Here is a 22,983-nt window from a genome sequence, read left to right as displayed (position 1 = left end):
TTCTAAAAAAAAAGTCGCCCTAGGGCGTCTTCTTTTGTGCCTGGAATTCCGCAAAATCGCGGGCTTTAGGGCTACCGAGCAACCCTACGCCGAACTCACGGAATACTCATATACTCCCCTGCACTCCGCTTCCTCGCCCCCTTCGCCTTACCTATCCTCCACCCGAACACATTGCCCCCCTAAAACCGGTAGGCCTTTTTCACATCATGCTGCGGCCAGTACTCGCCAACTAAATTGCGACGTGGAAACGACGTGATATCTGCTGTACTAAGCCCGACACTATCAACTGTAATAATTTGCTGCACCACCCTATTGTAAAAAGCCCTAAAATGGTTAGCCCCCTTAATCGCAATGATCTTATGGTTACCCACATCCAAACCATGCAGCAAAAAAGGTTCCGTGTCATAAACCTGCTCTGCACGCGAAGCCACAATTACGTCCACCCCATTTATCACTAACCGACACATTGCTCCTAGATCAAATTTCACCCCTTCAAACATCGCCCCAGGGCGGTTTACAAATCGCCCATCCGTGATGGACTTCACGTAGGCCGTCGCTTGAATCGGCGTACCCTGAAAACGCCCCTGCTTGGCACCCAGTGAAATCTGTATCGTTGCCCCCACGCCCGCACGTTGCGCTTGTTGGACTACCGCAGCATCATTAATTGAGGCAAAACAGCACTCACCAGAAGGCAGGTTGGCCTCCAACAATGCACGTAAAAGATAGGTTCCATCACCGGGCGTACCGCCTCCGGGATTGTCCGCATACTCGTTAATCACGATAGGCCGCTTGTCACTCTTGAGTGCCAGGGCAATACCTTCATCAGGCGAAGGGTGCGTGGGCCTGAAGGATTCTCGATTTTCCCATATCCACTCGGCGACGGTATCTATACAGCTATTGGCGAGACCTTCATCGTTGTCCGTTGTGCAGATGACAGTCGGACACGGTGCGGCGATATCGGCGTAAGGAAACCCGTGAAACCAAGAGCAATCGATAACACCCGGCCGGCTCATAAGCTCTCGGCAGATTTCGTTGACCCGAAAGGGTATAAAACCTTCCTGTGTCGTTACGATATAGGGCAGCATCGGTAGGCGCCGGATAGCTGTAAACGGTTTAAAGCCTTCTCTCAGCATCCGCATAGTAAGTTCTACTGCCTCAACCCCGCGCATCAAAAAGTCTGTGTGGGGATACAGCCTGCAGGGAAGTGAGATATCGCAGGCTTCGTGCATCTGTGGAGTAACATTTCCATGAAGGTCATAGACAGCCGCTATTGGAATTTCGGGGCCCACTAAATTCCGCACCGCTTGAGCAAGGTCACCTTCAATATCTTCGACGCCCTGCGCAACCCCTGCCCCATGTAATGCTAGCAAAACACCCTGTACGGGCATAGCGCCACGGATACCAGAGAGTATTTCCTGCTTCATAGCCTCATAGGCGCCCGCCTCAATGATGGCGGATGGCGTTGCCTGGCCCAAAAACGTATTTTTTAGTTGAACACCGGCAAGCCTTGCGCCCTCGATAAAACCACCAACTTGATGGTTGGCGCCTTGGAAGGCATGCACGATCTCATCCCCCCAGTATTGTTCAAATGCACTCAGCGGCGTCGGGCCTGAAACCTCAGTAGTGTAGGTATTGGTCTCGTGAATGATGCCAGCAACGGCCAAGGTGATAGTCGGGTTAGCGAACACAGTAATACCTCCATGCCGTTAGCGGCTAAATTGGGTCTTGTCCAGCGTAAGGGATATGACTGCACCCACTAGAAGGGCACTGGCTATCAAATAAATCGCGGGCGTCGTGCTGTGGTAAGTGTCTCGAACCCATCCAATAAGATAAGGCGAAACAAAACCGCCCAAGTTGGCCAGGCTATTGATGACGCCAATGCATGCCGCAGCGGTGGCTCCGCCAAGGAATGTCGTCGGTAATGTCCACATGATGGGTGAAAAACTAATAATGCCGCCCGCTGCAATCGATAGGCAGAAAATAGCCATGTACAGGTTTTGCCCTGCGAAGGTGCTGGCGAAAAGCCCAACAGCGCCTGCCACCATCACCCCAGCCAAATGCCAACGACGCTCACCCAGCTTATCGGAGCTGCGGCCCACCAATACCATTGTGATCATGGCGAACAGGTACGGAATAGCACTGAGCAGGCCGATCTCAGTCGCTCCACTAGCGCCTGCATCCTTCACCAGGGTGGGCAAGTAGAAGCCGAGTGTGTAAAGCGCCATCATTGCAGCAAACGTCATGGCTATGATTTTAACAATGCGCGGATCACGCAAAACTTGCAGGAAGGACAAATGCTCCCGCGCGTGGTCGTCTTGTGCGATATCGCGCTCAATCAGGGCTCTTTGCTCGGTGCTCAGCCACTGAGCATCCTGAACCCTGTTGGACAAAATCAGCAGAACGCCAACCGCAAGTGGCAGGGTTGGCAGCGCCTCTAGAACAAACACCCATTGCCATCCGGGGTGTCCGCCGACCATATGAAAATGCTCCATGATCCAACCGGACAGGGGGTTTCCGATCAATCCAGCCATTGGAATGCCCGCTTGAAAAATGGCCGTCATCTTTGCGCGGCGACGGTTGGGAAACCAATAGGTAAGATAAAGAATAACACCGGGATAAAAACCGGCCTCTGCAACACCGAGCAGAAAACGCAGCGTGTAAAAGTGCCAGTCGGCTGTGACGAAGGCCATCATCGCGGAGAGGATGCCCCAGGTAATCATGATCCGCGCAATCCAGACGCGTGCCCCCACCCGGTGGAGAATCAAATTACTGGGCACCTCAAAAAGCAGATAGCCGATGAAGAACAGCCCAGCCCCAAGACCATAGGCCGCTTCGCTGAATTGTAAATCAGCCTGCATATTCAGCTTGGCAATACCGATGTTCACCCGGTCAAGGTAAGCCACCACATAGCAAAGCATCAAAAAAGGGATGAAGCGCAGAGCAACTTTACGATACGTTTTATCCGCAAAGGACTTTTCAGGGGTGCTGAGCGAAGCCTCTATAGAATAGCCCACTTGACTGCTCCTTGTAGTTTTTGAGATCGGCAGTTTAACAAAGGTGTGGCGAGCGCCTTACATCTGGCTCTTGATGCGCTCGGCTTTAGTGATAAACCCATGAAGTTCAATTGGCGGCACGAGAGACCCACCGGTAGCCCACATCACATGTGTCACGTTATTTAGATTAATCCCGTGATGTTTGACGTAAGCTTTACCCTCTGCTGAGTTAATTATCCAGTCTGGCCCTGAAAACCCTGCTGCAGCGGACGGCTCGACTTCGACACCCATCGAGTCTCTCAGTGCAAGTAGTTGGAGATAGAGATCATCATCCGCTACGGTGAATACCCCAGAAAGCTGTTTCCGCATCAAGGGGCAGACAAATTCTGAAGCCTGTCCGACCGCCAAGCCATCGGCTTCCGTTTTATTATCCAGGCCAATGTCGTACACAGAAACGGGGTCATCGCTGCCAGACGCCAACTGAACTAATACGCAAGGTGAAGCAACAGGCTCTGCGAAGAAGCAATGCACGTGCTCACCGAACAGGCCTTTTAATCCATAAGTAATCCCGCCTGGTGCGCCCCCTACGCCACAGGGTAGATAGACGAACAGTGGATTGTCAGCATCTACCGGACGCCCCTGCTCGGCGAGTTGTTCTGCAAGCCGAGCGGCGGCGGCGGCATAACCAAAAAATAGAAGGGGTGAGCGTTCATCATCGACAAAATGGCATTTATCCGATTGCAGTGCTAAAGCGCGTCCAGCCTCTACGGCCTCGGCATAGTCCCCCTCATGCTCAACCACCCGAACCCCACGGTTACGAAGGCGGTCTTTCTTCCACGCCTTTGCATCTGCCGACATATGGACCACTGCATCAAAACCGAGTGCGGCTGCCATCACGCCAATACTGAGGCCTAGGTTTCCAGTACTGCCTACCGTCACTGAGTACTGTGAAAAAAGGGCTCTGGCTCTCTTGCTTGCCAGAACTGTGTGATCTTCTCCCTGCGCAAAAAGGCCTTGCGCTGCTCCCACCTTCTCTGCAAAAGCGAGCACCTCATGGAAGCCGCCCCGTGCTTTGATCGACCCAGCGATTGGCAACTGGTCATCTCGCTTGATGAACCAGTGGCCAGGCTGTTCGCACCCTGGGAGCGTTGCCTGTTGGAATGGGCGGGCAGGCATGAGCGCAGATTCGATGACACCCTTGCTGGTCACCAGTTCCGGGAACAGTTGCACCAGCAGCGGGCCACATCGATCAAGCCGCGCTCGCGCTTCGTCAACACGAGGGTCTATTGAATTGGAGCCGGGGTCGCCCGCCGCCAGGTGGGGGTTGCACCATAGCAGGGGCTGCTTTGCCACAAGTTTTTCTACTAGAATTGCATCCAATTTTGCACAGTGCATCGTCGGTTCCCGATAGGATAGTTTTCAACGGATACTAGGGCTATCGGCAGCCTGTCGGTAGCGATGGTTTCTAAGGGTGGTATTAGGTGGGCTTATGGGTACGAATCTGGACACCTCACTGTTAGGCGGTCTCAGGTGTTTTGAGTCGTCGGGGCGTTTGCTGAGTTTCACGCGCGCTGCCGCAGAGCTGAACTTGACGCAAAGTGCAGTTAGCCAACAAATTAGACACCTGGAGAACAGGCTCGGATACCCGTTATTCGTGCGTCACCCCCGGGGGCTGGAGCTGACGTCGAAGGGCGTTGTGCTCATAGAAGTGACTTCTCGGCTCATTAACGAGTTGCAGCAAACGATAAACCGCCTCAGCCTGCTGAACGCCCCCTTGCAAATAAATTGCCTTCCCTCCTTCACGTTGCAATGGCTTATGCCCCGGCTGACGGACTTCAATCGTCAGGAGCCCGATATCTCTGTGAGGCTCAAAGCGGAGTTCCAGTCATTAGACAAGCATATGATGGATGCGTTAGACATCGACGTCGCCATCCGGTTTGACCCGGTCAGTTATAGTTATCTGCACGCGGATTTCATTATGGATGAATACCTCATCCCGGTAGCGACGCCCAACTATGTCAAGGAGCACCTGCAAGTAGATGGCCACATCTCGCTGGCTAACGCCGTTTTACTACACGATGCTTCGCCTTGGATGGATGCGCCCGAATATATCGAGTGGCGAACGTGGCTGGGCGCCCATATGCCAGACTATCAAGGTTCGATAGAGGGGCCTCAGTTTAACCTCTCCAGTTTGGCGATCAGCGCAGCGTTGAATGGGCAGGGTATCGCCATGGGACGTGCTGCACTGGTTTATGATGATTTGATGAGTGGGCGTTTAATTGACCCATTCAAAAAGCAGGTCATCGCACCTGCGCGCTATGTCATGCTACGCCGAGGCGATGAGGACCAGCGCGTACACATTTTTGCTGAATGGTTAAAGGCCGCCTGCAAACAGTTTGTGAGTGACAGGCGAGCCATTCTCAATCTCGCCTGACCGATTGGACCTTGGATCACGAGCCCCAATGTGCCACACCTGCCCCCTTCACCGCCCCGGCAGCACCAGGCCAGCGGTGAGCGCGTCGAGCAAAGCACTGACCTTGGGCAGCATCTGGCGGCTTTTGATCCACACCAGATTGATCGCCAACCCTTCGGTAGCCAAATGCGGAAGCACCTCCACCAACGTACCGTCCTCAAGCTGACGGCTGATCAACCACGTCGGTAGCTGTGCAATGCCACATCCCGCCAGTACCGCCGTTACCTGGCCCTCTCCGTCGCCCAACACATAGCGGGCGGGCATGACCCTGCGCTCGGTCTCGCCGGGCCGGCTTCCCGAAAAACGCCAAGGGCTGACCGTTCCATCTGCTCGGCCGTAGGCGATGCAGTGGTGACGCTCCAGGTCGCGGTCATGCAAAGGCGTGCCGTGCTTGCTCAAATAGGCCGGTGACGCACAAAAGATATGCCGCTCGCAGCCTAAGTAGCGATGCCCCAGTGCGGGCGGCCAGACATCAGAGCCGCCAACGCGTACGACGATATCGACGCCGTCTTCGACCGGGTCGATGAAGCGGTCAGAAAACGAAATGTGCGGCAGCAGCAAGGCGTGATCCTGGGCGAACCGCAGAATGACCGGCAGTGCCTGCAAACGGCCGAAGGCCGCAGGTAGGTCGATGCGCAGCCTGCCGCGAGGCTCGCTGTGCTCGGCGTGCAGCGACAACTCTGCTTCTTCAAGGCTGCCCAGCACACCCGTGCACGTGCGATAGAACGCTGTGCCGGCGTCGGTCAGTGCCAAACTGCGGGTTGTGCGATTGAACAACCGAACCCCAAGCCTGCTCTCCAGCCGGGCAATGCTTTTGCTGATGGCCGACCCCGTCAAATTCATGCGCTCGGCAGCAGTCTTGAAGCTGCCGGCATCCGCAGCACAGACAAATACATCGATGCCTTTCAAGCGCTCGGAAGAAAACATAAACCTCCTATTGATGAATTTGGTTCATTTCATTGGGTAAAACGTATCGTAAATCCGACCTGTTTTCATCGGTAAGCTGGCAATCACTGAATTCATCACCACAAGGGTATGTTCATGTCTTTGCACAAACCGACGGTCCTTATTACTGGCGCCAGCGGCCAGATTGGCAGCGCCACGCTGCGCGAGCTGCAGGCCGACGACTCCATCACGCTGGTGGCAGCCGTGCGTTCAGCCGCCAAAGCCGAGGCTTTTGCAGCCAGGGGTATTCGCACGGTCATGCTGGATTTTGATCGAGAAGAGACGCTGGCCCCTGCCTTGGAAGGCATCGACCGGGCCTTTCTGGTCACTGGCTACACCGTGGACATGCTGCGCCAGAGCAAGGCGTTTCTCGATAGCGCGAAACAGGCCGGGGTGAAACACATCGTGCATCTGGGCGCGTGCGGACGTGACGACACCACGGTGGGGCATTGGGCCTGGCATCAGTTTGTGGAGCGCTACATTGAATGGGCGGGGTTCACGTTTACCCATCTACGCCCGGAAGCCTTCATGCAGAACCTACTCAGCTACGACGGCACCCAAGCGGTGAACGCTGGCGTCATTCAGCAATATACCGGCCATGCACCGTTCAGTTGGGTCGATGGCGATGACGTCGCCGCAGTTGCTGGCCAGGCGTTGCTACACCCCGACACCCACGCTGGGAAAACCTATCGGCTGGGCTACGACGCAAAATCCTACGACGAAATCGCGACAATCTTGACCGAGTTATTGGGGCAACCCTTCCGCTACGAAGCACTTTCACCGGCTGTGTTTCTGCAGAACATGCGCGCAGCCGGTGCCGAGATGGCGTACATGCAATGTGTGGCGGATAACTTCAAACGCATTGCCGCACGGGCCATTCCAGGGGTTGAAGAGACGTTTGACAATTTTGTGCAGATTACCGGCCGCGAGCCTGTTCGCTGGAAGGCGTTCATACACAAGCATCGCAGCGCATTTGCCTACTGAGCGCTGGCTCGGTAGCAGTGACTCTCACTCTGGCCATTAAGCAGCCCTACGCTCTGTACGAAAAGTTTTGTGGGAGCGGGCTTGCCCCGCGATGGAGTGCGAAGCGCTCCTGTACCTGATATCAAATAGTGTCAAAGACGCCGCGAATTCAGGCTTTGCTGCCGCGTTGCGGCAGATCGCGGGGCAAGCCCGCTCCCACAGCGATGGATGACCATACTTTTCGTACAAAACCTAGAGCATCTGCGCCAATCGAACCGCCACCTTCGATGCCTGTTCAGCACTGGCAATGTTGGTGAACCCAAGCACCAGCCCCTGCTTGGGTTCAGCCTCCAGGTACCACCGTGAAAGCGGTTCAACAGCAATGCCCAGGGCGCGAGCACGCTGCGCAATCTCAACATCATCACCTTCACGAAGCCCTACAACCAGGTGCATCCCCCCCGCTTGAGGGTCGATCAGCAAACGCCCCCCAAATTGCGCCCCCAGCGCCTCAACCAACCACCGCCGCCGAACCCCATAAAGGCTGCGCATTTTCTTCAGATGCCGCGCAAAGTGCCCCTCCTGCAAAAACGCACTGACAGTCGCCTGCAGCACCTGCGGGCAGTGGTTATGCAACCGGTCCGCCTGGCGAGCAAACGCCTCGCTCTGCTCCGCCGGCACCACCAGATAAGCCAAACGCAACCCCGGAAACAGCACCTTGCTAAAGGTCCCGGTGTAAAGCACGCGCCCCTGCTGGTCGAGGCTCTTGAGCGCGGGCAAGGGCTTACCCTGATAGCGGTACTCACTGTCGTAATCGTCCTCGATAACCCAGCTACCGCGCCGGTTGGCCCAGTCCAGCAACGCCAACCGGCGCGGCAATGACAAAGACACGCCAAGTGGGCTCTGGTGGGTCGGCGTAACCACGGCAAAGCGTGCATCCGGGGCACGGGCGATGCCCTGCGCGACGTCGAGCCCGTCCTCATCCACGGTGACCGGCACCAGCTGCGCACCGGCTTCCAGCAGGGCATTCCTGGCCATGAAGTAGCCGGGCTCTTCCAGCCAGCAGGCGTCGCCTTGGCGCATCAGTGTGTGGCTGATCAGGTCCAGGCACGCGCGATAACCTGCACACACGAACACCTGCTCCGGGTGGCAGGTAATACCCCGTGAAATGCCCAGGTAGGCCGCGATGGCCGCGCGCAAAGGGGCATGCCCTCGCGGGTCGGGGTAGACAAGCCCCTCAAGGCCTGCCTGGCGCAGTTGGCGGCCTGCCAACCTTGTCCAGAGCTTGCGGGGGAAGGCATCCAGCGCCGGCAACCCCATTTGCAGGGCCAACGGCAGCTCACCGCAATGGGTGGGCTGGTACTGTGCCGAGGCCACTGGAGCGCGGGGCGTAGGGGTGGATACGGGGGGCAGGTGCGGTGTGACCACCGTTCCGGCGGCGCCACGGGCGATCAAGTAGCCCTCCCCTATCAGCAACTGGTAAGCCGCCTCCACCGTGCCTCGCGCCAGGTTCAACTCCGCCGCCAACGCGCGCACTGCAGGTACCCGGTCGCCCGGGCGCAGGCGGCCGTCGGCGATGGACTCACGGAAGCGGTGATAGAGCTGACGATAGATCGGCTCTGACTGGCTGCGGTCCAGCGTGAAGGGAAGCATCTTGGCCCAGTCGTTTATGCACTTTTCGGCCCTGTAGCTTAAGTCATTGGCGCATTAAGGTCAGCCATCACTCCTACAGTGGACGACGGCTATGCCTTACACACTGCAACACCTCGAAGACCGGGATGGCTTTCAGGCGAGCTTCGATCTCATGCAGGTACTGCGCCCGCATGTCACCGATCGCGACAGCTATGTGGAGCAACTGGCTCGGCAAACTCAACAAGGCTACCGCCTACTGGCCGCGCTGGACGGTGAACAGGCTGTCGGCCTGGCCGGCTACCGCGAGCTGGAAAACCTGCTCTACGGGCGCTTCCTTTACGTAGACGACTTGGTGGTGCGGCCCGACGTGCAGCGCTGTAGCCTGGGGGCGCGGCTGCTTGGCGCGGTTCGCGAAGAGGCGGTGCGGCGCGGTTGCGCCCATTTCGTGTTGGACACCGGGCTGCACATGCCGTTGGCCCAACGTTTCTATTTTCGCCAGGGATTGCTGGCTCACGGCATGCACTTCACCCAGCGCCTTCAAACAGAGAATCAGCCATCATGAACACTGTGCTTTTGATCAATGCCAGCCCGCATGGCCACGTCTCCCATGCCAACCAGGTGGCACTGGAATTAGTGGCGTCTTTGCGCCGTCGGTATCCGCAGCTCGAACTGGTCGAACGCGACCTGGGCAAGTATCCGCTGCCACCGCTCGATAGGGACTACGCCCACGCCCTGGCTACCCCCACGCCGTTCGAGTCACCGGTGTTCGAGCTCTCGGAAGCACTGATCGGCGAGTTGGAACGCAGCGATATCCTGCTCATCGCCACGCCGATGCACAACTTCACGCTGCCCGCCGCACTCAAGCTCTGGGTCGATTACGTGCTGCGTATTCACCGGACATTCCGTTCAGGCCCGGAGGGCAAGACCGGGCTCCTGAAAGACCGTCCGGTGTACGTGCTGGTGGGCTCAGGTGGCTTTCACCAAGGCGAATCAGCGCGGCAACCGGACTTTCTGACGCCTTACCTGCGCCAGGTACTGAGTACGCTAGGCCTGTTCAATCCACATTTCACCTACCTTCAGGGCTTGGTGTTCGGTGATGCGGCCGTGCGTTTAGCGCTTGAAGATACCCGTGCTCGGCTGTCACAGGAGCCTCTGTTCAAAGACCTGCTGGGCGCTTGATCCAGTCACTGATGAAGGCCAAAGTGCCGGGCGCATAGGCGCGACGCCCAAGCGCCACGAACAAATACTCCTTCCATAGGGGCCATTGCGAGACCAACTGATAATTGAATAACCCTGCTCGCAACAGGCTATGCGTGGCGTTGGGGACGACAACCACTTGCCTTCCGCTGACACCCGTAAAGAGCGCCCGGTAGACGCTCGAGTCTTCGTCTGTATTGACATTCACATCCTGCGCACCCCACACCGCCAGCACCGGCCCTTTCATGGTTTTCAAGGCTGCCGTCACGTCTTCGTTGTAGTTTTTCAAGACGAAGTTGAAATGGTCACGGTCCATCTCAGGAAAAGCATGGGGGGCGTGTTGTGCTTTCAAATGGCCGAACACCTTGTCGTTCTGTCGGTATTGCGCACGCACCCTCGCGTCAATTTCAGCTGGAGTAAGCCCCTCGTCTGCCAATCGCAAGCGGGTGTAGTAGATGCCCTGGCGCCGCCAGTTTACCGCCCCGCCGATGATCACCGAGAAGTCTGGGTCACCTTCACTGGCCGCTCGCGGTATGACCCAGCCACCTTGAGAGAACCCCAGAAAACCTACTTTATGCACAGCAACGCCAGGTTCCTTGCGCACGCGAGCCAGTGCGGCCAGGGCTTCAGCAGCGCGATCTGACATCGACTGGTTGAGCCAATTGCCGCTGCTCTCCCCTATGCCTTGTTTGTCCCAGGTAAACACCCCTACCCCAGCGTCGAGCAGGCTATTGATAAGCGGCAAATACCCACGGGATGCGAAGCGGTCCATAGGGCCGTCGCCGTGAATGATCAGCACCACAGGCGCTGATTGCACATGCGTCGGCAGTAGCAGGGTTCCGACTAAATCCGCTTCACCTGAGCGAAAGCTCAAGGTCGAGACCCGCGCATCGTCGAGCTCAAAGTCGGCTACGTTCTGCACCACAAATACAGCCAGCCCTAAAAGCACCGAAACGCCACCTGCCAAAGCCAGAATCCAGAATTTTCTTGCCACTCCAACCTCCCCTTGCACCGGAACAAGCCGCTCGGCTCATCCCTTTGCGATTTATAGACTAAGCACTTAGTCTAGAATACACTCGCGCCGAGTGGAGCGTCCAGAGCGCCGTTGCGGCCTCGGCTCAGGGAAATCGATACAAGCAACGCTCACCGAGGGTGAGCAACCATTCAGCGCCTACAGGGCCGGAATACACATGACTGAACATGGCAAAGCAAAAGCCGACACCTACCATGACCTTGCAGCCAAGCATGTCTCGGCAAGCCGGATCATCGCGTTGTTCATCCCCTACAAAATGCAGATTGCGCGGGTCATCTGCCTGATCCTGGTGTGCTCGGCGATCGGCATGGCTTCTCCTTTCCTGCTGCGGGCGATTATTGACGAGGCGTTACCCGAGGCGAACATGCGCCTGCTGGTGTACCTGGCGGGTGGGCTGATTGGTGTTGCCGCTTTGACTGCCGGGCTGAGCACGCTGCAAATTGTGATGTCGACGAAGATCGGCCAGTCGATCATGCATGACCTGCGTGTGAGGCTTTACTCACACCTGCAATCGCTCTCGTTGTCGTTCTTCACGGCAACACGCTCTGGCGAAATCCAATCACGTATCGCCAGCGATATCGGCGGCCTGCAAACACTCGTCACCCATACCGCCAACGAGTTGGCGCGTAACTTCAGCATCGTGGTGATGACCACCATCGCCATGTTTCTGCTCGACTGGCGGCTTGCGTTGTTTTCAATGATTGCGGTGCCGATCTCCCTGCTGCTCAGCGACCGCGTCGGCAAGCTGCGCGAAACCATTACCCACGAACAGCAGGTGCGCCTTGGCGATATGTCTGCAGCGGTTCAAGAGTCGCTGTCGATTTCGGGTGTGATCCTGGCGCGTACCCTGGGGCGCGCTGCACATTTGACCCAACGCTTCACGCGTACCTCGAAAGAGGTCGCAAGCCTGGAAGTGCGCTCCCACACCGCAGGAGAGTGGCAGTGGCAGTTGATCCTGCTGATGTTGTCGATGTTCCCTGCACTCACCCTGTTGCTGGGCGGCTTTTTGATGAATGCGGGGGCTCCGGCCACGATCGGCACGCTGGTGGCAATGATCGCGCTGCAGGAGCAGTTGCTCTGGCCGTTGGAAGGGTTACTGGAGATCGGCCGTGAAATGCGCACCACCCGCGCCTTGTTCACCCGCGTTTTCGAGTATCTCGACCAGCCCGTAGAAATCACCGAAAAACCCGATGCCATCACCTTGGATCGGCAGCACATGCAAGGCGCGGTGCAACTGAGAAACGTCAGTTTCTCTTACCCAGCTAACCTGCAACCGACGCTGTCGGATGTATCCATCGATATTCCAGCCGGCTCCAGCGTCGCCATCGTAGGCTCCACAGGGTCGGGCAAGACCACGCTGGGGTACCTTCTGGCGCGCCTTTACGACGTTTCGGCCGGTGAAATCCGCTATGACGGCGTGGATGTGCGCACGCTGAGTTTTGAAACAGTGACCGATATGCTGGGCGTCGTCACCCAGGAACCCTATCTGCTCTACGCCTCCGTGGCGGAAAACCTTCGCTTCGCAAAACCCGACGCCACCGATGAAGAGTTGATCGCGGCGGCCAAGATCGCGCAAATCCACGACAGCCTGTCGGCCTTGCCCCAAGGCTATGACACGCTGGTTGGCGATCGCGGATACCGCTTCTCGGGGGGAGAAAAGCAGCGCCTTGCGCTCGCACGCACGATCTTGCGCAACCCGCCGATCCTGCTGCTCGATGAAGCGACCAGTGCGTTGGACACAAAAACCGAACGCGCCATGGAAGTGGCCCTGGCGGCCCTGTCAAAAGGTCGAACCACCATCACCATTGCACACCGCCTCTCCACCATTCGGCATGCTGATCAGATCGTCGTTCTCCAGCATGGCCGCGTTGTTGAATGCGGCACGCACACCGAGCTGGAGCACCTCAACGGGGTTTATGCCGGGCTCATCGCGAACATGAATGCAAATGCCGCTTGACCTCACCTTAACCTGAGGTTTTATAAGGGTTGTCGGTTTGCCTTCGCAAACCCTGCTCGCCGCGGCGGGTGAACTTACGAAGTGGAGCCGACATGAACAAGCATCACGCCTCTCCTGACACCAGCTCGCAATCCGAGTCAGCAGCAGCGCCTGTGGATAACCGCCCGGCCAGTGCGGGCTGGGCTGACCTGCTGTCAGGCGCGAATGGCGTGCGCTCGCTGGCATTGGCCGGGGGCGTCGTGCTCCATGCGATCAACGTCTACATTGCGACCACGATTCTGCCTTCAGTGGTCAGGGACATCGGCGGCATCGACTATTACGCATGGAATACCACGCTGTTCGTCGCCGCTTCCATCCTCGGCTCGGCACTGTCGGCGAGGTTGCTGGGCGGTGCGGGGCCGCGTGGCGCCTACATCGTCGCCACGCTGGTGTTTGCCAGCGGCGCCCTGCTGTGTGCGTTTGCCCCATCGATGCCGATCATGTTGGCCGGCCGCCTTGTTCAGGGGCTCGGCGGCGGTTTTCTGTTCGCCCTTTCTTACGCCATGATCCGGCTGGTTTTCGCTGAAGCCCTGTGGCCACGGGCGATGGCGCTGGTCTCGGGCATGTGGGGGGTGGCGACGTTGGTGGGCCCAGCAGTCGGCGGTATCTTCGCTGAGCTTGGCGCCTGGCGCGCCGCTTTTTGGTCGCTTATCCCGGTCGCCGTGTTGTTTGCGCTGCTGGCTGGCATCGTGCTGCCCAAACGCAGCGCTGAACGCTCAGGCCGCGCGCCGCTGCCACTGGTCCAATTGGTGTTTCTGACGTCGGCAGTGCTCGCCGTTTCAGCCGGCAGCGTCTCGCCCAGCGTGCTCTGGAACATCGCCGGCCTTGGCGCCGCCGTTATCCTCACAGCCTTGCTGATAGGGACCGAAAGCCGCTCACGTCACCGACTGCTGCCAACAGGTGCATTCAGCATCACATCGGCGCTGGGGGCACTGTATGCGACGATGTCGCTGCTGGCCGTCGCCGTGACCAGTGGCGAGATTTTCGTGCCGCTGTTCCTCCAGGTGCTCCACCATCAATCCCCCCTCGCCGCCGGCTATCTCGCCGCGCTCATGGCAGCCGGGTGGACGCTGGGGTCCCTTGCCAGTGCCGGGGCAAGTGGCAACGGCATCAGGCGCGCCATCCTCGCCGGCCCGATCCTTGGGTTGGCTGGCATGGTGACACTTGCCGTTTTGATGCGAACCGAAAGTGCAGGTGGCTGGCAAAGCATGACGCCGATCTGCCTCGCACTGGTAGCCATCGGGTTGGGAGTGGGCCTGGCGTGGCCGCATTTGCTAACCCGCGTGTTTCAGGTCGCGTCGGCTGGCGAGCAGGACTTGGCTGCGGCGTCCATCACCACCGTGCAACTGTTCGCCACTGCGCTCGGCGCAGCGCTGGCCGGCATGGTGGCAAACCTTGCCGGGCTTACTGACCCAGGCGGTATCGTGGGCACGGCAAGCGCTGCAGGTTGGCTGTTTGGCGTGTTCGCATTGGCGCCCCTGTTCGCCCTGTTTGCGGCCCAACGCGTGGTCCGCCAGCACGCCCAATCGGGGGCCATGCAGCAGCCGGCCTGCACGCGGTAGAACAGGGTGCAAGGCCTTATTCGAGAAAGCGCCGGATCATGCGCATCAGCGTTGGCGCATAGGCTTTGAGCTTGAAGTCCCGGTCCAGCACGGAGCGGGAGACTGCACCGTCAATGAGCGCGATGAGCCATGTAGCAGCGATCTTCGGGTCCAGGGATGCATCAATCTGACCTTGGGCGATGCCCCGCCGCAAAAGCGTAACCAGATCGCCCTTGATCGACGCCTCGCTGGCAGCGACCAAGGTTGCCATCTCGGGGTTGCGCATGCTCTCGGCAACGACCTCGACGCCGATCTTGGCGTAGACAGGGTCGGCGCACTGCTTGAGCAGGCCCTTTGCCAATTGCTCGATAGCCCGAATGGCATCGGGCTCTTCGGCAAGTTGGGCGAAGCGTTCGCTCATTTCACGCCGGTCTTCCTCCACAATGGCCTCGATCACGGCCTGTTTGTTGGGGAAGTAGTGGAACAGGTTGCCTGGGCTCATGCCCGCCGCTGCACAGATCTCGTTGGTCGAAGTGCCTCGAAAACCTTTCTCGGCAAAGCACGCCACAGCGGCGCCGAGGATTTGCTGCAGCTTGGCCTGGTGTTTCTCAGGGTCGACCTTTCTCATGTGTTCTCCGTGGTTGCAGGTGCCGACCTGCAATCGCACGGATTAGATCGACTACTTAGTCTCTCATTTGAAAAACCTCACACACAAGGCTGTGGGCGAAGCGAACCTGTAACCTGCGGATGCCTTGTATTACCAGCTGTAACTCAACTTGGCAGTGACTTCCCGCCCTGGGTTGTAATAATTCGCCGTCCCCGACCCCACCACATGCTGCTCGTCAAACAGGTTGCTGACATTCAGCGCCAGGTCAGTCCCCTTGGCAATCTGGTAATTCAACGCCGCATCAAACAACGTTGTGCCCTCGCTTTTCTTGGTGTTGGCGGCATCCATGTAGTAAGCCCCCACATACCGCGCCCCCAGCCCAACGCTCACGTCAGTATCAGGGATGCTGTAGTAGCTCCACAGCGAAGCAGAATGCTTCGGTGCAGTGGTGAATTCTTTACCCTTGAGCGACGAACCGTCATACAGCGCCCCACGCAGCACTTCGGACTCCATATACGAATAAGCGCCGATCACGCTGATGTCTTGCGTCACTTGCGCTTTGGCCTCCAGGTCGAGGCCGCGTACGCGCGACTCGCCAACTGTCTGCTGCTCGATGATGCCGCTCGGCAGCACCACGGCGATGGTGACGTTTTCCTGGGTCAGGTCATAAATGGCAGCGGAGAACAATGCGTCCATCCCCATGGGCGAATACTTCACGCCCACTTCGTACTGCCGACCCGTCTGCGGTGTAACGCCCACTTGAGGCGGCGAAACAGATTCGACCATGCTCACATAGGTCGAAACCTCATCGTTGACGATATAGGTCAACGCACCGCGGTAAGAGGTTTCAGAGAAGCTGTCGTTTTCACTCGCAGCGCCGCCGATGTATTCCTTGCTGGACAGGTCCATGGCGTCATTGCGCACACCTGCGGTCGCGATCAAGCGGTCGTAGAACGACAGGTTCTGTTGCAGGAAAACAGCCTTGGTCGTGGCGTCGTTCTTCTTGCGGGTATAGGGCGTGATGCCGCCAGGCACGCCGGTGAAGACCGGGTTGGCGATATCGATGGAAGGCGCCAGGCCGTAGACGGAGCTTTGCGTGGTGGTCGAGTCGAGATACTCCACCCCCACCAGGGTGCTGCTGTCGATGTGCTCGAACTGGGCATCGTATTGCAGCATGAGGTTGCCGTTGAGTTGATCGGCGTCGCTGTCGGTACCAAACACGTAGCGTGGAATCGTGGTGCCAACACGCGACGGGCTATCACTCAGGTAGGCGTAGCCAAAGTCATCACTCAACTCGCTGTAACGCAGGTTGCTGCGCAGCACGAAACCGTTGTCGAAATCGTGGGTGATGTTGCCGCTGAGGCTGGTGCGCTCGACGTTGTGGAAGTTGTAGCTGGGCTCACCGTAGAAATCGCTGCGGTCGTATTCCTTGTCCAGTGGATAACCACCGCTGTTCGGCGAACTGTCGGTTTTCAGGTAGTCCAGAATCACCGTGGCCGAGGTGTAGTCGGTCGGCGCCCAGGTCAGGCCACCCATCACGAAGCGGTTGTCGTCCTGCGAGTGGTCGTACTCGCGGTCGCTGTTCTGCATCTTGGCCGTGAAGCGACCGGCCACGGTTTTTTCGTCGTTCAGGGCATCGCCCACATCGATGCCAGTCTCGGCATGATCGTAGGAGCCATACGTGACATAGCCCTGGCCGAACTGCTCGAAGCGCGGCTGCTTGGTCACGAAGTTGACCGAGCCACCGGGGTCGGCCGGGCCGAACAGGGTGGAGTTGGCGCCGCGCAGAATCTCGATGCGCTCGTAGGCGTAAGGGTCTTCGCGCACACCGCGCATCGAGCTCAGGGTCAGGCCGTCACGGTAGGTGGTGGCCTGGAAGCCGCGGATCTGGAAGTAGTCGTTGCGATCGTCCGAGCCATAGAAGTCGCTGATAACGCCTGGGGTGTAGAGCAGGGCTTCTTCGGTGGTGCTGACGCTGCGCTGCTCCATTTCCTTGCGGGTAACGACAGACACAGACGCGGGCGTGTTGAGGATACTGGTCGCGACCTTGCCACCGACCCAAAGCTCCTTGGCGACCACCGAGTCGGCGTCGTCGTCAGCATTGGCCTTGACCTTGGCATTGATGATGACAGGCGCCAGCCGATAGTCCTCGGTCGCGCCAAGTTCGAGCGGGCCGGAAGGCTTGGTTTGCGCAATGATCAGGTAGGCATTCGTGCCATGCTGCTCCGGCTGTAACTCGGTCCCCTGCAACAATGACGACAGTGCTGCCGGCGTTTCGAGGGTGCCCTGCACGCCTTGGGTGGTGCGGTTGCCGATGCTCTGCGCATCGTAAGACAGGCTGATGCCCGCCTGGCGCGCAAAGCGGTCGAGTGCCGGCGCCAGCGGGCCACCCGGGATGTTCCACTGCTGTAGCGGGCTGTTGTGATCAGCGGGCACCGGTTGCGCAAGCGATGGCAATGCATAGCTGCTGACAACCAGCCCCAGGAAGGCGCCGTGCAGGGCTCGATTCAATGGATGGCGCTGTGGGGTCGAACTCATTTTCTCGCTCCGTGGAGTGCTGGCGGACTGGCCTGTATTCCGGCCTTCTCTACAAGCCGAACGAGAATGAGAAAACACCTCATTTATTTTCAGGTTTGTGCGCAGCACACGTCACACGCGCGCTATTGAGCCTCCCACACCGCCGTCCAGGCTTACCGTGCGCCCTATTCCTGCGTTGGATATGCCCCGTCGTCGCGGTCATTCAACTTCAGAATGTGCTCTTTGATGGAAGTACCCGCCAGGCTGACGAACGTCATATAAAAGTCCTTACCCAGATGCAGCAATGGCGAGCCTTTCAAGGATTCGGCGGCAGCCTTTATTGCAAATACCCCGAACTGTTCCGAGATGATTTCGACGCTGCGCGCACGCTTGGAGGGCTCGTCATATGGCTTCTGATACCAAGTGGCGATTTGGTAGTCGACATCTTCTCGTTCAAACACCGCATACACATGGCTGACCAGGGCTATGCTGGTTTCGCGAATCAAGCCAGGGTCGACATTGTGTTGCTCAAGCAGCGCTTCGATGGGTTGGTTCACGACAAACAGTAGGTCTGCCATCGTATAACCTGGCATCGGAGGGAACACGCCGGGAGGCAGTTCGAGGGTTGGGGCAGGTACGTCGTCATTGAACATGTGAAGCTCCTTCTTCAGCCTGAGTTGGCGCGCAGTGAATGACATTTGCCAATTGAATTAGTTGCGCGTCAAGAAGAAACAATCGCATTGCGCACGCTGCCTCATGACTGGCCCTCGGCCAAAAGCGCATCCTGCAGGGCCGGCAGTGGTCGGCTCAGTAACACGCCGACCAGCACCGCGAACAGCAGCGCCGCGACGCCCGCGACCTGCAGCACGGCTTCAAAACCACCGATGAACGCCTGGCGGGCCAAGGGCGCGACCGCTTCACGCAAGCCGGGGTCCAGCACGGCCAACGCCGCCTGCAGGTCGCCCGCGGCAACCCGCGTAGCCATCGTGGCAACCTGGCCAAGGTGCGCGGGCGCCACCGCTGCCATGGCCTCGTGCAGCAGCTGGCCGCTGCGGGCAGCCAGCACGCCGCCGAGCACACCGATGGCCAGCACAATCGCGCCGAAGCGCGTAGTGGTGCTCAGCCCCGAGGCCATGCCTGTCCGCTCACGAGGCACGCACGCCATGATGTTCTTTTGCGTATCGCCATTCAGCAGCCCGGCCCCCGCGCCCAGTACCACGCTCGCCAGAGCAAAAGCGGTATAGCCGCCGTAGCCAGCGGCCCAGGCACACAGCAGGTTACCCACGCCCACCAGCAAAAGCCCGAGGGCAAACACCTGGGCCGGGCTTAAGTGCATGGCCAGGCGCATGCCCACACGGGGTGTCAGCAGCATGGCCACAGCGAACGGCAGCATCCCCGCCCCTGCCGCCAGGGCCGACAGCTGCAGGCCGTTTTGCAGGTAGAGCGGCAGCAAGGTCATCATCACCTGGGCACAGGCCGCGTAGCCAAACATGCCCAAGAGGGCACCGACGAAGCGCCCGCTGCGCATCAGTCGCAGGTCGATCATCGGCCGTGTCTGGCTGCGCTCGACCATGATGAACAGCCCGAACAGGAATGCGCTGATCAGCAACCGCGCCAGAGTCTGGGCGCTGTCCCAACCGACCTGGTTGGCGTCGATCATGGCCCAGATCAAGTAGCCCAGGCTGCCGGCGAAGGTCAGGCTGCCCCAGGGGTCAAGGCGTGCTGCGGCGCTGTCGCGGGATGGCTCGACGCTGCGCAGCACCATCACGGCCAGCGCCGCCACCAGCGGCACGTTGATGTAGAAGATCCAGCGCCAGCCCAGCGTGCTGGCGATCACCCCGCCGAGCAGCGGCGCGAAGGTGATGGTGGCGCCCATGCAGGCGCCCCAGAATGCCCAGGCGCGCAAGCGTTCCTGGGGTCCGTGGAAGCGATGGCCAATGGCGGCGAGTGCCGAGGTCAGCAGCATGGCAGCGCCGATGCCCTTGGCCGCCCTGGCCAGGTCGAGGAACACCAGGCTGGGGGCTGCACCGCAGGCCAGCGAAGCGATGCCGAACACGACCAGGCCGATCAGCAGCATCCGCCGTCGGCCAAAGCGGTCGGCCAGGCTGCCGGCTGGCAGCAGGCAGGCGGCGAAGGCCAACAGGTAGGCGCTGACCACCCATTCGATATCGGCGAACGAGCCGGACAGGTCGCGGGCGATGCTGGGCAGGCTGACGGCGACGATGTTGGTGTCGAGGATGATCAGCGCACAGACCAGCGAGGCGGTGAGCAGGGTAAAGCGCGGGGAAGCGGGAGTAGGCATGGCAAGGCTCCGAAGGCGGGCTGGTTGCCATGCAGATCGCGGGCGGCCTGTGAGATCGTTGGGGCTGCTTTGCAGCCCATCGCAGCGGTTCGGCGCCCCAACAAGCCAGCTCCTACAGATACAGCGCAGGCCTTGAGTGCTGCACTGTATCTGTGGGAGCTGGCTTGCCTGCGATGGGGCGCGCAGCGGCCCCTGCGATATCACTGACAGCACCGATACCTTTGCCGCCATGGCATCAGCCTTGTAGTGTTGTCCTTACCTTAACGCCATCAGCCTCACGGCTTGTTAGCCGCCGCGGCCCGCGTCATTAGCTTGCAGGTAACACCGCATGGAAATCCGCCATTTCCGCTACTTCCTCTGCGTCGCCCAGCACGGCCACTTCACCCGTGCCGCAGAGCAGCTGGGCATCGCTCCGCCTACCCTCAGCCGGCAGATCCAGGACATGGAACGCGAGCTGGGCGTGCGCTTGTTCGAACGCAGCCAGCGCGAGGTGAACCTCACCGCCGCCGGCCAGGCGTTGCTGATCGAGGCCGAACACGCCGTACGCCAGTTCGATGCCGCGCAACTGGGCGCGCAGCGTGCAGGGCGCGGCGAAAGTGGGCGTATCGAATTGGGTTATGTAGCCTCTGCCGCCTACACGGGCATGCTGCAGCGGCAAGTGACCGGCTTCAGCGAAAGCCACCCCGGCGTGCGCCTGAACATCCGCGAACTGCCCATGGCCGAGTTGCCTGGCAGGGTGCGCGATGGCCTGCTCGACCTCGCCTACGTACGCTCGCCGATGGAGCTGCCGGAAGAACTGGAAGCCATCGCCCTGCACCAGGAAGGCTTCGTCCTCGCCCTGCCTGCCAGCTCGCGGATCAATGAGTTGCAACAGATCCCGGCCTCACGCCTGGCCAATGAGACCTTCATCCTCCCCGAGCAGATTTCCGGCACGCTCGAAGTGTCGGCGCAAGGTGGTTTCGTGCCACGACTCGGCCCGCAACCCGGCAGCCTGGTCGCGGTCATCACGTTGGTTTCATTGGGCCAGGGCATCGCCGTGGTGCCGGAGTCGGTTGTGCAGCGCATCAGCTTGGCGCAGGTGAATTACCGGCGCATCGCCGATTGCCAGGCCAGCTCATGGCTGAGCCTGATTCATCGGCGTTTTGAAAAGGCACCTGCGGTGATCAGGTACATCGAGATGATGCGCTGATCCCCGCAGTAAAAGTCTCACCAGTGGTGAGACTTTTTGCTTGGACGATCAAGCCAATCACCCCATCGACCGCGCCGCCACCGCCTGCGCATGCCCCCGCGATGTAACAATCCCCAGGAAGGAAATCACGATCGCCAGGCCCAGTGTCGAGCTCACTTCCACGCGATGCTCCGGGGTATACATCATCACCGCCAGCGCTGCCGCGATGAAGATGATCACAGCCCAGGTCAGCCATGGGAACAGCCACATGCGGAACTTCAGTTCGGCGTTCTCACGCTCCAGGCGGCGGCGCATGCGCAGCTGGGAGATGGCGATGACCATGTACACCAGCAGGGCGATGGCGCCGGAGCTGGCCAGCAGGAACTCGAACACCCCTTTGGGCGCGAAGTAGTTGAGGACGGCGATGGCCGCACCGATCAAGGTGCTGCCGAATACCGCCGAGCGCGGCACGCCGACCTTGGAGGTCTTGTTGAGGAAGGCCGGTGCGTCACCGCGTTTGGCCAGCGAGTACATCATCCGCGAGGCGATGTAGATCGACGAGTTCATGCAACTGGTCACCGCCACCAGCACCACCAGGTCGACCATGAAGGCCGCATTGGGGATGTTCATGATCTCCAGCGCACGCTGGTAGGACCCCACCACCGCCAGCTGCGGATCGTTCCACGGCACCACCGAAATGATCACGAAGATCGACAGGATGTAGAAGGTGCTGATCCGCCAGATCACCGAACGCGTGGCCTTGGCGATGTTGCGTGAAGGGTCGCTGGACTCGGAGGCGGCGATGGTCACAGCCTCGGTACCAATGAAGCTGAACATCACGGTGATGAACGCGCCGATGACGGCAGACCAGCCCTTGGGTGCAAAACCGCCGTGCTCGGCGATCAACCCGCTCAAACCGCTGACTTCACGGTTGGGCAGCCAGCCCATCAAGGCCGCGAAGCCCAGGCCGATGAAGCCGAGGATGGCGGTGACCTTGAGAATCGCGAACCAGAATTCGAACTCACCGTACTTGGCCACGCTGAACAGGTTGGTGCCTGCCAGCAACAGCACCGAGGCCAGGGCGAAGATCCAGCTGTCCACCTGTGGGAACCAGGCGTTGAGCACATGCCCCGCCGCCAATGCCTCGATGGGGATTACCAGCACCCAGAACCACCAGTACAACCAGCCAATGGTGTAGCCAGCCCAGCGGCCGATGGCCTGGTCGGCGTAGGTGGAGAAGGACCCGGTGTCAGGGTGCGCCACGGCCATCTCGCCGAGCATGCGCATGACCAGTACCACCAGGGTGCCGGCCACGAAGTAAGAAATTATGGTGGCTGGCCCGGCCGCGGCAATCGCGTGCCCGGAGCCTACGAAAAGTCCCGCACCGATAATGCCCGCGATGGACAGCATCGTAACGTGACGCGGCTTGAAACCTTGTGCAAGGTTGCCATCAGATCCCACGGTGTTCATTGATCTTGTTCTCTTTTTGCTAACACAAGGAAGGACGGGGGGCAGGCGTAGGCGAACACTATCTCCTAGAGAGTCAATCGGAATGACACGTCACTCACGCGCTATTGTTGGCCTTTTGCACGCATTCAGAGCAACGCACCAGCAGAATT

At 59.3% G+C, this 22,983-nt stretch carries 18 protein-coding genes; 7 read left to right on the top strand and 11 right to left on the bottom strand.

Annotated elements, in window-relative coordinates:
- Positions 1 to 179 precede the first annotated feature (179 nt).
- The 3 genes from OGV19_RS27235 to OGV19_RS27225 are packed head-to-tail and all read right to left on the bottom strand — an operon-like array spanning position 180 to position 4,388.
- On the bottom strand, positions 180 to 1,688 hold the full coding sequence (locus tag OGV19_RS27235) for a M81 family metallopeptidase (protein WP_264311493.1): 1,509 nt from the start codon (positions 1,686 to 1,688) through the stop codon (positions 180 to 182).
- Between the two features lie 18 nt (positions 1,689 to 1,706).
- Positions 1,707 to 3,014, bottom strand: a complete 1,308-nt coding sequence (locus OGV19_RS27230; RefSeq protein ID WP_264311492.1) for an MFS transporter — start codon at positions 3,012 to 3,014, stop codon at positions 1,707 to 1,709.
- Positions 3,015 to 3,071: 57 nt separating this feature from the next.
- Entirely contained in the window at positions 3,072 to 4,388 is a 1,317-nt protein-coding gene (locus OGV19_RS27225) for a D-serine ammonia-lyase (RefSeq protein WP_264311491.1), read from the bottom strand.
- A 94-nt stretch (positions 4,389 to 4,482) separates the two neighbouring features.
- On the opposite strand from OGV19_RS27225, the gene OGV19_RS27220 reads away from it, so the two are divergent.
- Entirely contained in the window at positions 4,483 to 5,427 is a 945-nt protein-coding gene (locus OGV19_RS27220; RefSeq protein WP_264311490.1) for a LysR family transcriptional regulator, read from the top strand.
- A gap of 48 nt (positions 5,428 to 5,475) precedes the next feature.
- Here the strand turns inward: OGV19_RS27220 and OGV19_RS27215 are convergent, their stop codons facing one another.
- Positions 5,476 to 6,393 carry a LysR family transcriptional regulator gene (locus OGV19_RS27215; protein WP_264311489.1) on the bottom strand — a complete coding sequence of 306 codons (918 nt, stop codon included), beginning with the start codon at positions 6,391 to 6,393 and terminating at the stop codon, positions 5,476 to 5,478.
- 114 nt (positions 6,394 to 6,507) lie between these two features.
- Here OGV19_RS27215 and OGV19_RS27210 point away from each other — a divergent pair, with 114 nt between their 5' ends.
- Complete coding sequence (locus OGV19_RS27210) at positions 6,508 to 7,395, top strand: SDR family oxidoreductase (RefSeq protein ID WP_264311488.1); 888 nt, start codon at positions 6,508 to 6,510, stop codon at positions 7,393 to 7,395.
- Positions 7,396 to 7,626: 231 nt separating this feature from the next.
- Here the strand turns inward: OGV19_RS27210 and OGV19_RS27205 are convergent, their stop codons facing one another.
- Positions 7,627 to 9,024 (bottom strand): MocR-like pyridoxine biosynthesis transcription factor PdxR, encoded by a 1,398-nt coding sequence (locus OGV19_RS27205; RefSeq protein WP_264311487.1) that lies wholly within the window; start codon positions 9,022 to 9,024, stop codon positions 7,627 to 7,629.
- A gap of 91 nt (positions 9,025 to 9,115) precedes the next feature.
- Here OGV19_RS27205 and OGV19_RS27200 point away from each other — a divergent pair, with 91 nt between their 5' ends.
- Both OGV19_RS27200 and OGV19_RS27195 read left to right on the top strand, forming a co-directional pair.
- Positions 9,116 to 9,565, top strand: coding sequence for a GNAT family N-acetyltransferase (locus tag OGV19_RS27200; protein ID WP_264311486.1), 450 nt, complete (start codon positions 9,116 to 9,118; stop codon positions 9,563 to 9,565).
- On the top strand, positions 9,562 to 10,182 hold the full coding sequence (locus OGV19_RS27195; RefSeq protein ID WP_264311485.1) for an FMN-dependent NADH-azoreductase: 621 nt from the start codon (positions 9,562 to 9,564) through the stop codon (positions 10,180 to 10,182). The genes OGV19_RS27200 and OGV19_RS27195 overlap by 4 nt, the downstream gene beginning before the upstream one ends.
- On the opposite strand, the gene OGV19_RS27190 is transcribed toward OGV19_RS27195, so the two are convergent.
- On the bottom strand, positions 10,160 to 11,194 hold the full coding sequence (locus OGV19_RS27190) for an alpha/beta hydrolase family protein (RefSeq protein WP_264311484.1): 1,035 nt from the start codon (positions 11,192 to 11,194) through the stop codon (positions 10,160 to 10,162). The two genes, OGV19_RS27195 and OGV19_RS27190, sit on opposite strands and share 23 nt — an antisense overlap.
- Before the next feature lie 196 nt (positions 11,195 to 11,390).
- On the opposite strand from OGV19_RS27190, the gene OGV19_RS27185 reads away from it, so the two are divergent.
- Positions 11,391 to 13,190, top strand: a complete 1,800-nt coding sequence (locus OGV19_RS27185; RefSeq protein ID WP_264311483.1) for an ABC transporter ATP-binding protein — start codon at positions 11,391 to 11,393, stop codon at positions 13,188 to 13,190.
- A gap of 92 nt (positions 13,191 to 13,282) precedes the next feature.
- Entirely contained in the window at positions 13,283 to 14,791 is a 1,509-nt protein-coding gene (locus OGV19_RS27180) for an MFS transporter (RefSeq protein WP_264311482.1), read from the top strand.
- A gap of 16 nt (positions 14,792 to 14,807) precedes the next feature.
- Here OGV19_RS27180 and OGV19_RS27175 read toward each other — a convergent pair whose 3' ends face one another.
- From OGV19_RS27175 to OGV19_RS27160, 4 genes are all read right to left on the bottom strand, one after another.
- The gene (locus tag OGV19_RS27175) at positions 14,808 to 15,398 is read right to left on the bottom strand and encodes a TetR/AcrR family transcriptional regulator (RefSeq protein ID WP_264311481.1); all 591 of its coding nucleotides are present in this window, start codon (positions 15,396 to 15,398) and stop codon (positions 14,808 to 14,810) included.
- A gap of 129 nt (positions 15,399 to 15,527) precedes the next feature.
- Positions 15,528 to 17,915, bottom strand: a complete 2,388-nt coding sequence (locus OGV19_RS27170; protein ID WP_264311480.1) for a TonB-dependent siderophore receptor — start codon at positions 17,913 to 17,915, stop codon at positions 15,528 to 15,530.
- A 164-nt stretch (positions 17,916 to 18,079) separates the two neighbouring features.
- The gene (locus OGV19_RS27165; RefSeq protein WP_264311479.1) at positions 18,080 to 18,547 is read right to left on the bottom strand and encodes a hypothetical protein; all 468 of its coding nucleotides are present in this window, start codon (positions 18,545 to 18,547) and stop codon (positions 18,080 to 18,082) included.
- Positions 18,548 to 18,648: 101 nt separating this feature from the next.
- Positions 18,649 to 20,196 carry an MFS transporter gene (locus OGV19_RS27160; RefSeq protein WP_264311478.1) on the bottom strand — a complete coding sequence of 516 codons (1,548 nt, stop codon included), beginning with the start codon at positions 20,194 to 20,196 and terminating at the stop codon, positions 18,649 to 18,651.
- 328 nt (positions 20,197 to 20,524) lie between these two features.
- Between OGV19_RS27160 and OGV19_RS27155 the strand changes: the two genes are divergently transcribed.
- Positions 20,525 to 21,385 carry a LysR family transcriptional regulator gene (locus tag OGV19_RS27155; protein WP_264311477.1) on the top strand — a complete coding sequence of 287 codons (861 nt, stop codon included), beginning with the start codon at positions 20,525 to 20,527 and terminating at the stop codon, positions 21,383 to 21,385.
- Positions 21,386 to 21,442: 57 nt separating this feature from the next.
- Here OGV19_RS27155 and gabP read toward each other — a convergent pair whose 3' ends face one another.
- Positions 21,443 to 22,834, bottom strand: a complete 1,392-nt coding sequence (gene gabP, locus OGV19_RS27150) for a GABA permease (protein ID WP_264311476.1) — start codon at positions 22,832 to 22,834, stop codon at positions 21,443 to 21,445.
- Positions 22,835 to 22,983 lie beyond the last annotated feature (149 nt).

The sequence above is a fragment of the Pseudomonas putida genome (genome assembly GCF_025905425.1).
Lineage (GTDB): Bacteria > Pseudomonadota > Gammaproteobacteria > Pseudomonadales > Pseudomonadaceae > Aquipseudomonas > Aquipseudomonas putida_AF.
Note: the sequence above shows the minus strand (reverse complement) of the source record. Positions and strands in the feature narration are given on the sequence as shown.

Coding starts and splice junctions, on each gene's coding strand:
- OGV19_RS27225 (WP_264311491.1), bottom strand. CDS start 4,388: ATGCACTGTGCAAAATTGGATGCAATTCTAGTAGAAAAACTTGTGGCA.
- OGV19_RS27220 (WP_264311490.1), top strand. CDS start 4,483: ATGGGTACGAATCTGGACACCTCACTGTTAGGCGGTCTCAGGTGTTTT.
- OGV19_RS27215 (WP_264311489.1), bottom strand. CDS start 6,393: ATGTTTTCTTCCGAGCGCTTGAAAGGCATCGATGTATTTGTCTGTGCT.
- OGV19_RS27210 (WP_264311488.1), top strand. CDS start 6,508: ATGTCTTTGCACAAACCGACGGTCCTTATTACTGGCGCCAGCGGCCAG.
- OGV19_RS27205 (WP_264311487.1), bottom strand. CDS start 9,024: ATGCTTCCCTTCACGCTGGACCGCAGCCAGTCAGAGCCGATCTATCGT.
- OGV19_RS27200 (WP_264311486.1), top strand. CDS start 9,116: ATGCCTTACACACTGCAACACCTCGAAGACCGGGATGGCTTTCAGGCG.
- OGV19_RS27195 (WP_264311485.1), top strand. CDS start 9,562: ATGAACACTGTGCTTTTGATCAATGCCAGCCCGCATGGCCACGTCTCC.
- OGV19_RS27185 (WP_264311483.1), top strand. CDS start 11,391: ATGACTGAACATGGCAAAGCAAAAGCCGACACCTACCATGACCTTGCA.
- OGV19_RS27180 (WP_264311482.1), top strand. CDS start 13,283: ATGAACAAGCATCACGCCTCTCCTGACACCAGCTCGCAATCCGAGTCA.
- OGV19_RS27175 (WP_264311481.1), bottom strand. CDS start 15,398: ATGAGAAAGGTCGACCCTGAGAAACACCAGGCCAAGCTGCAGCAAATC.
- OGV19_RS27170 (WP_264311480.1), bottom strand. CDS start 17,915: ATGAGTTCGACCCCACAGCGCCATCCATTGAATCGAGCCCTGCACGGC.
- OGV19_RS27165 (WP_264311479.1), bottom strand. CDS start 18,547: ATGTTCAATGACGACGTACCTGCCCCAACCCTCGAACTGCCTCCCGGC.
- OGV19_RS27160 (WP_264311478.1), bottom strand. CDS start 20,196: ATGCCTACTCCCGCTTCCCCGCGCTTTACCCTGCTCACCGCCTCGCTG.
- OGV19_RS27155 (WP_264311477.1), top strand. CDS start 20,525: ATGGAAATCCGCCATTTCCGCTACTTCCTCTGCGTCGCCCAGCACGGC.
- gabP (WP_264311476.1), bottom strand. CDS start 22,834: ATGAACACCGTGGGATCTGATGGCAACCTTGCACAAGGTTTCAAGCCG.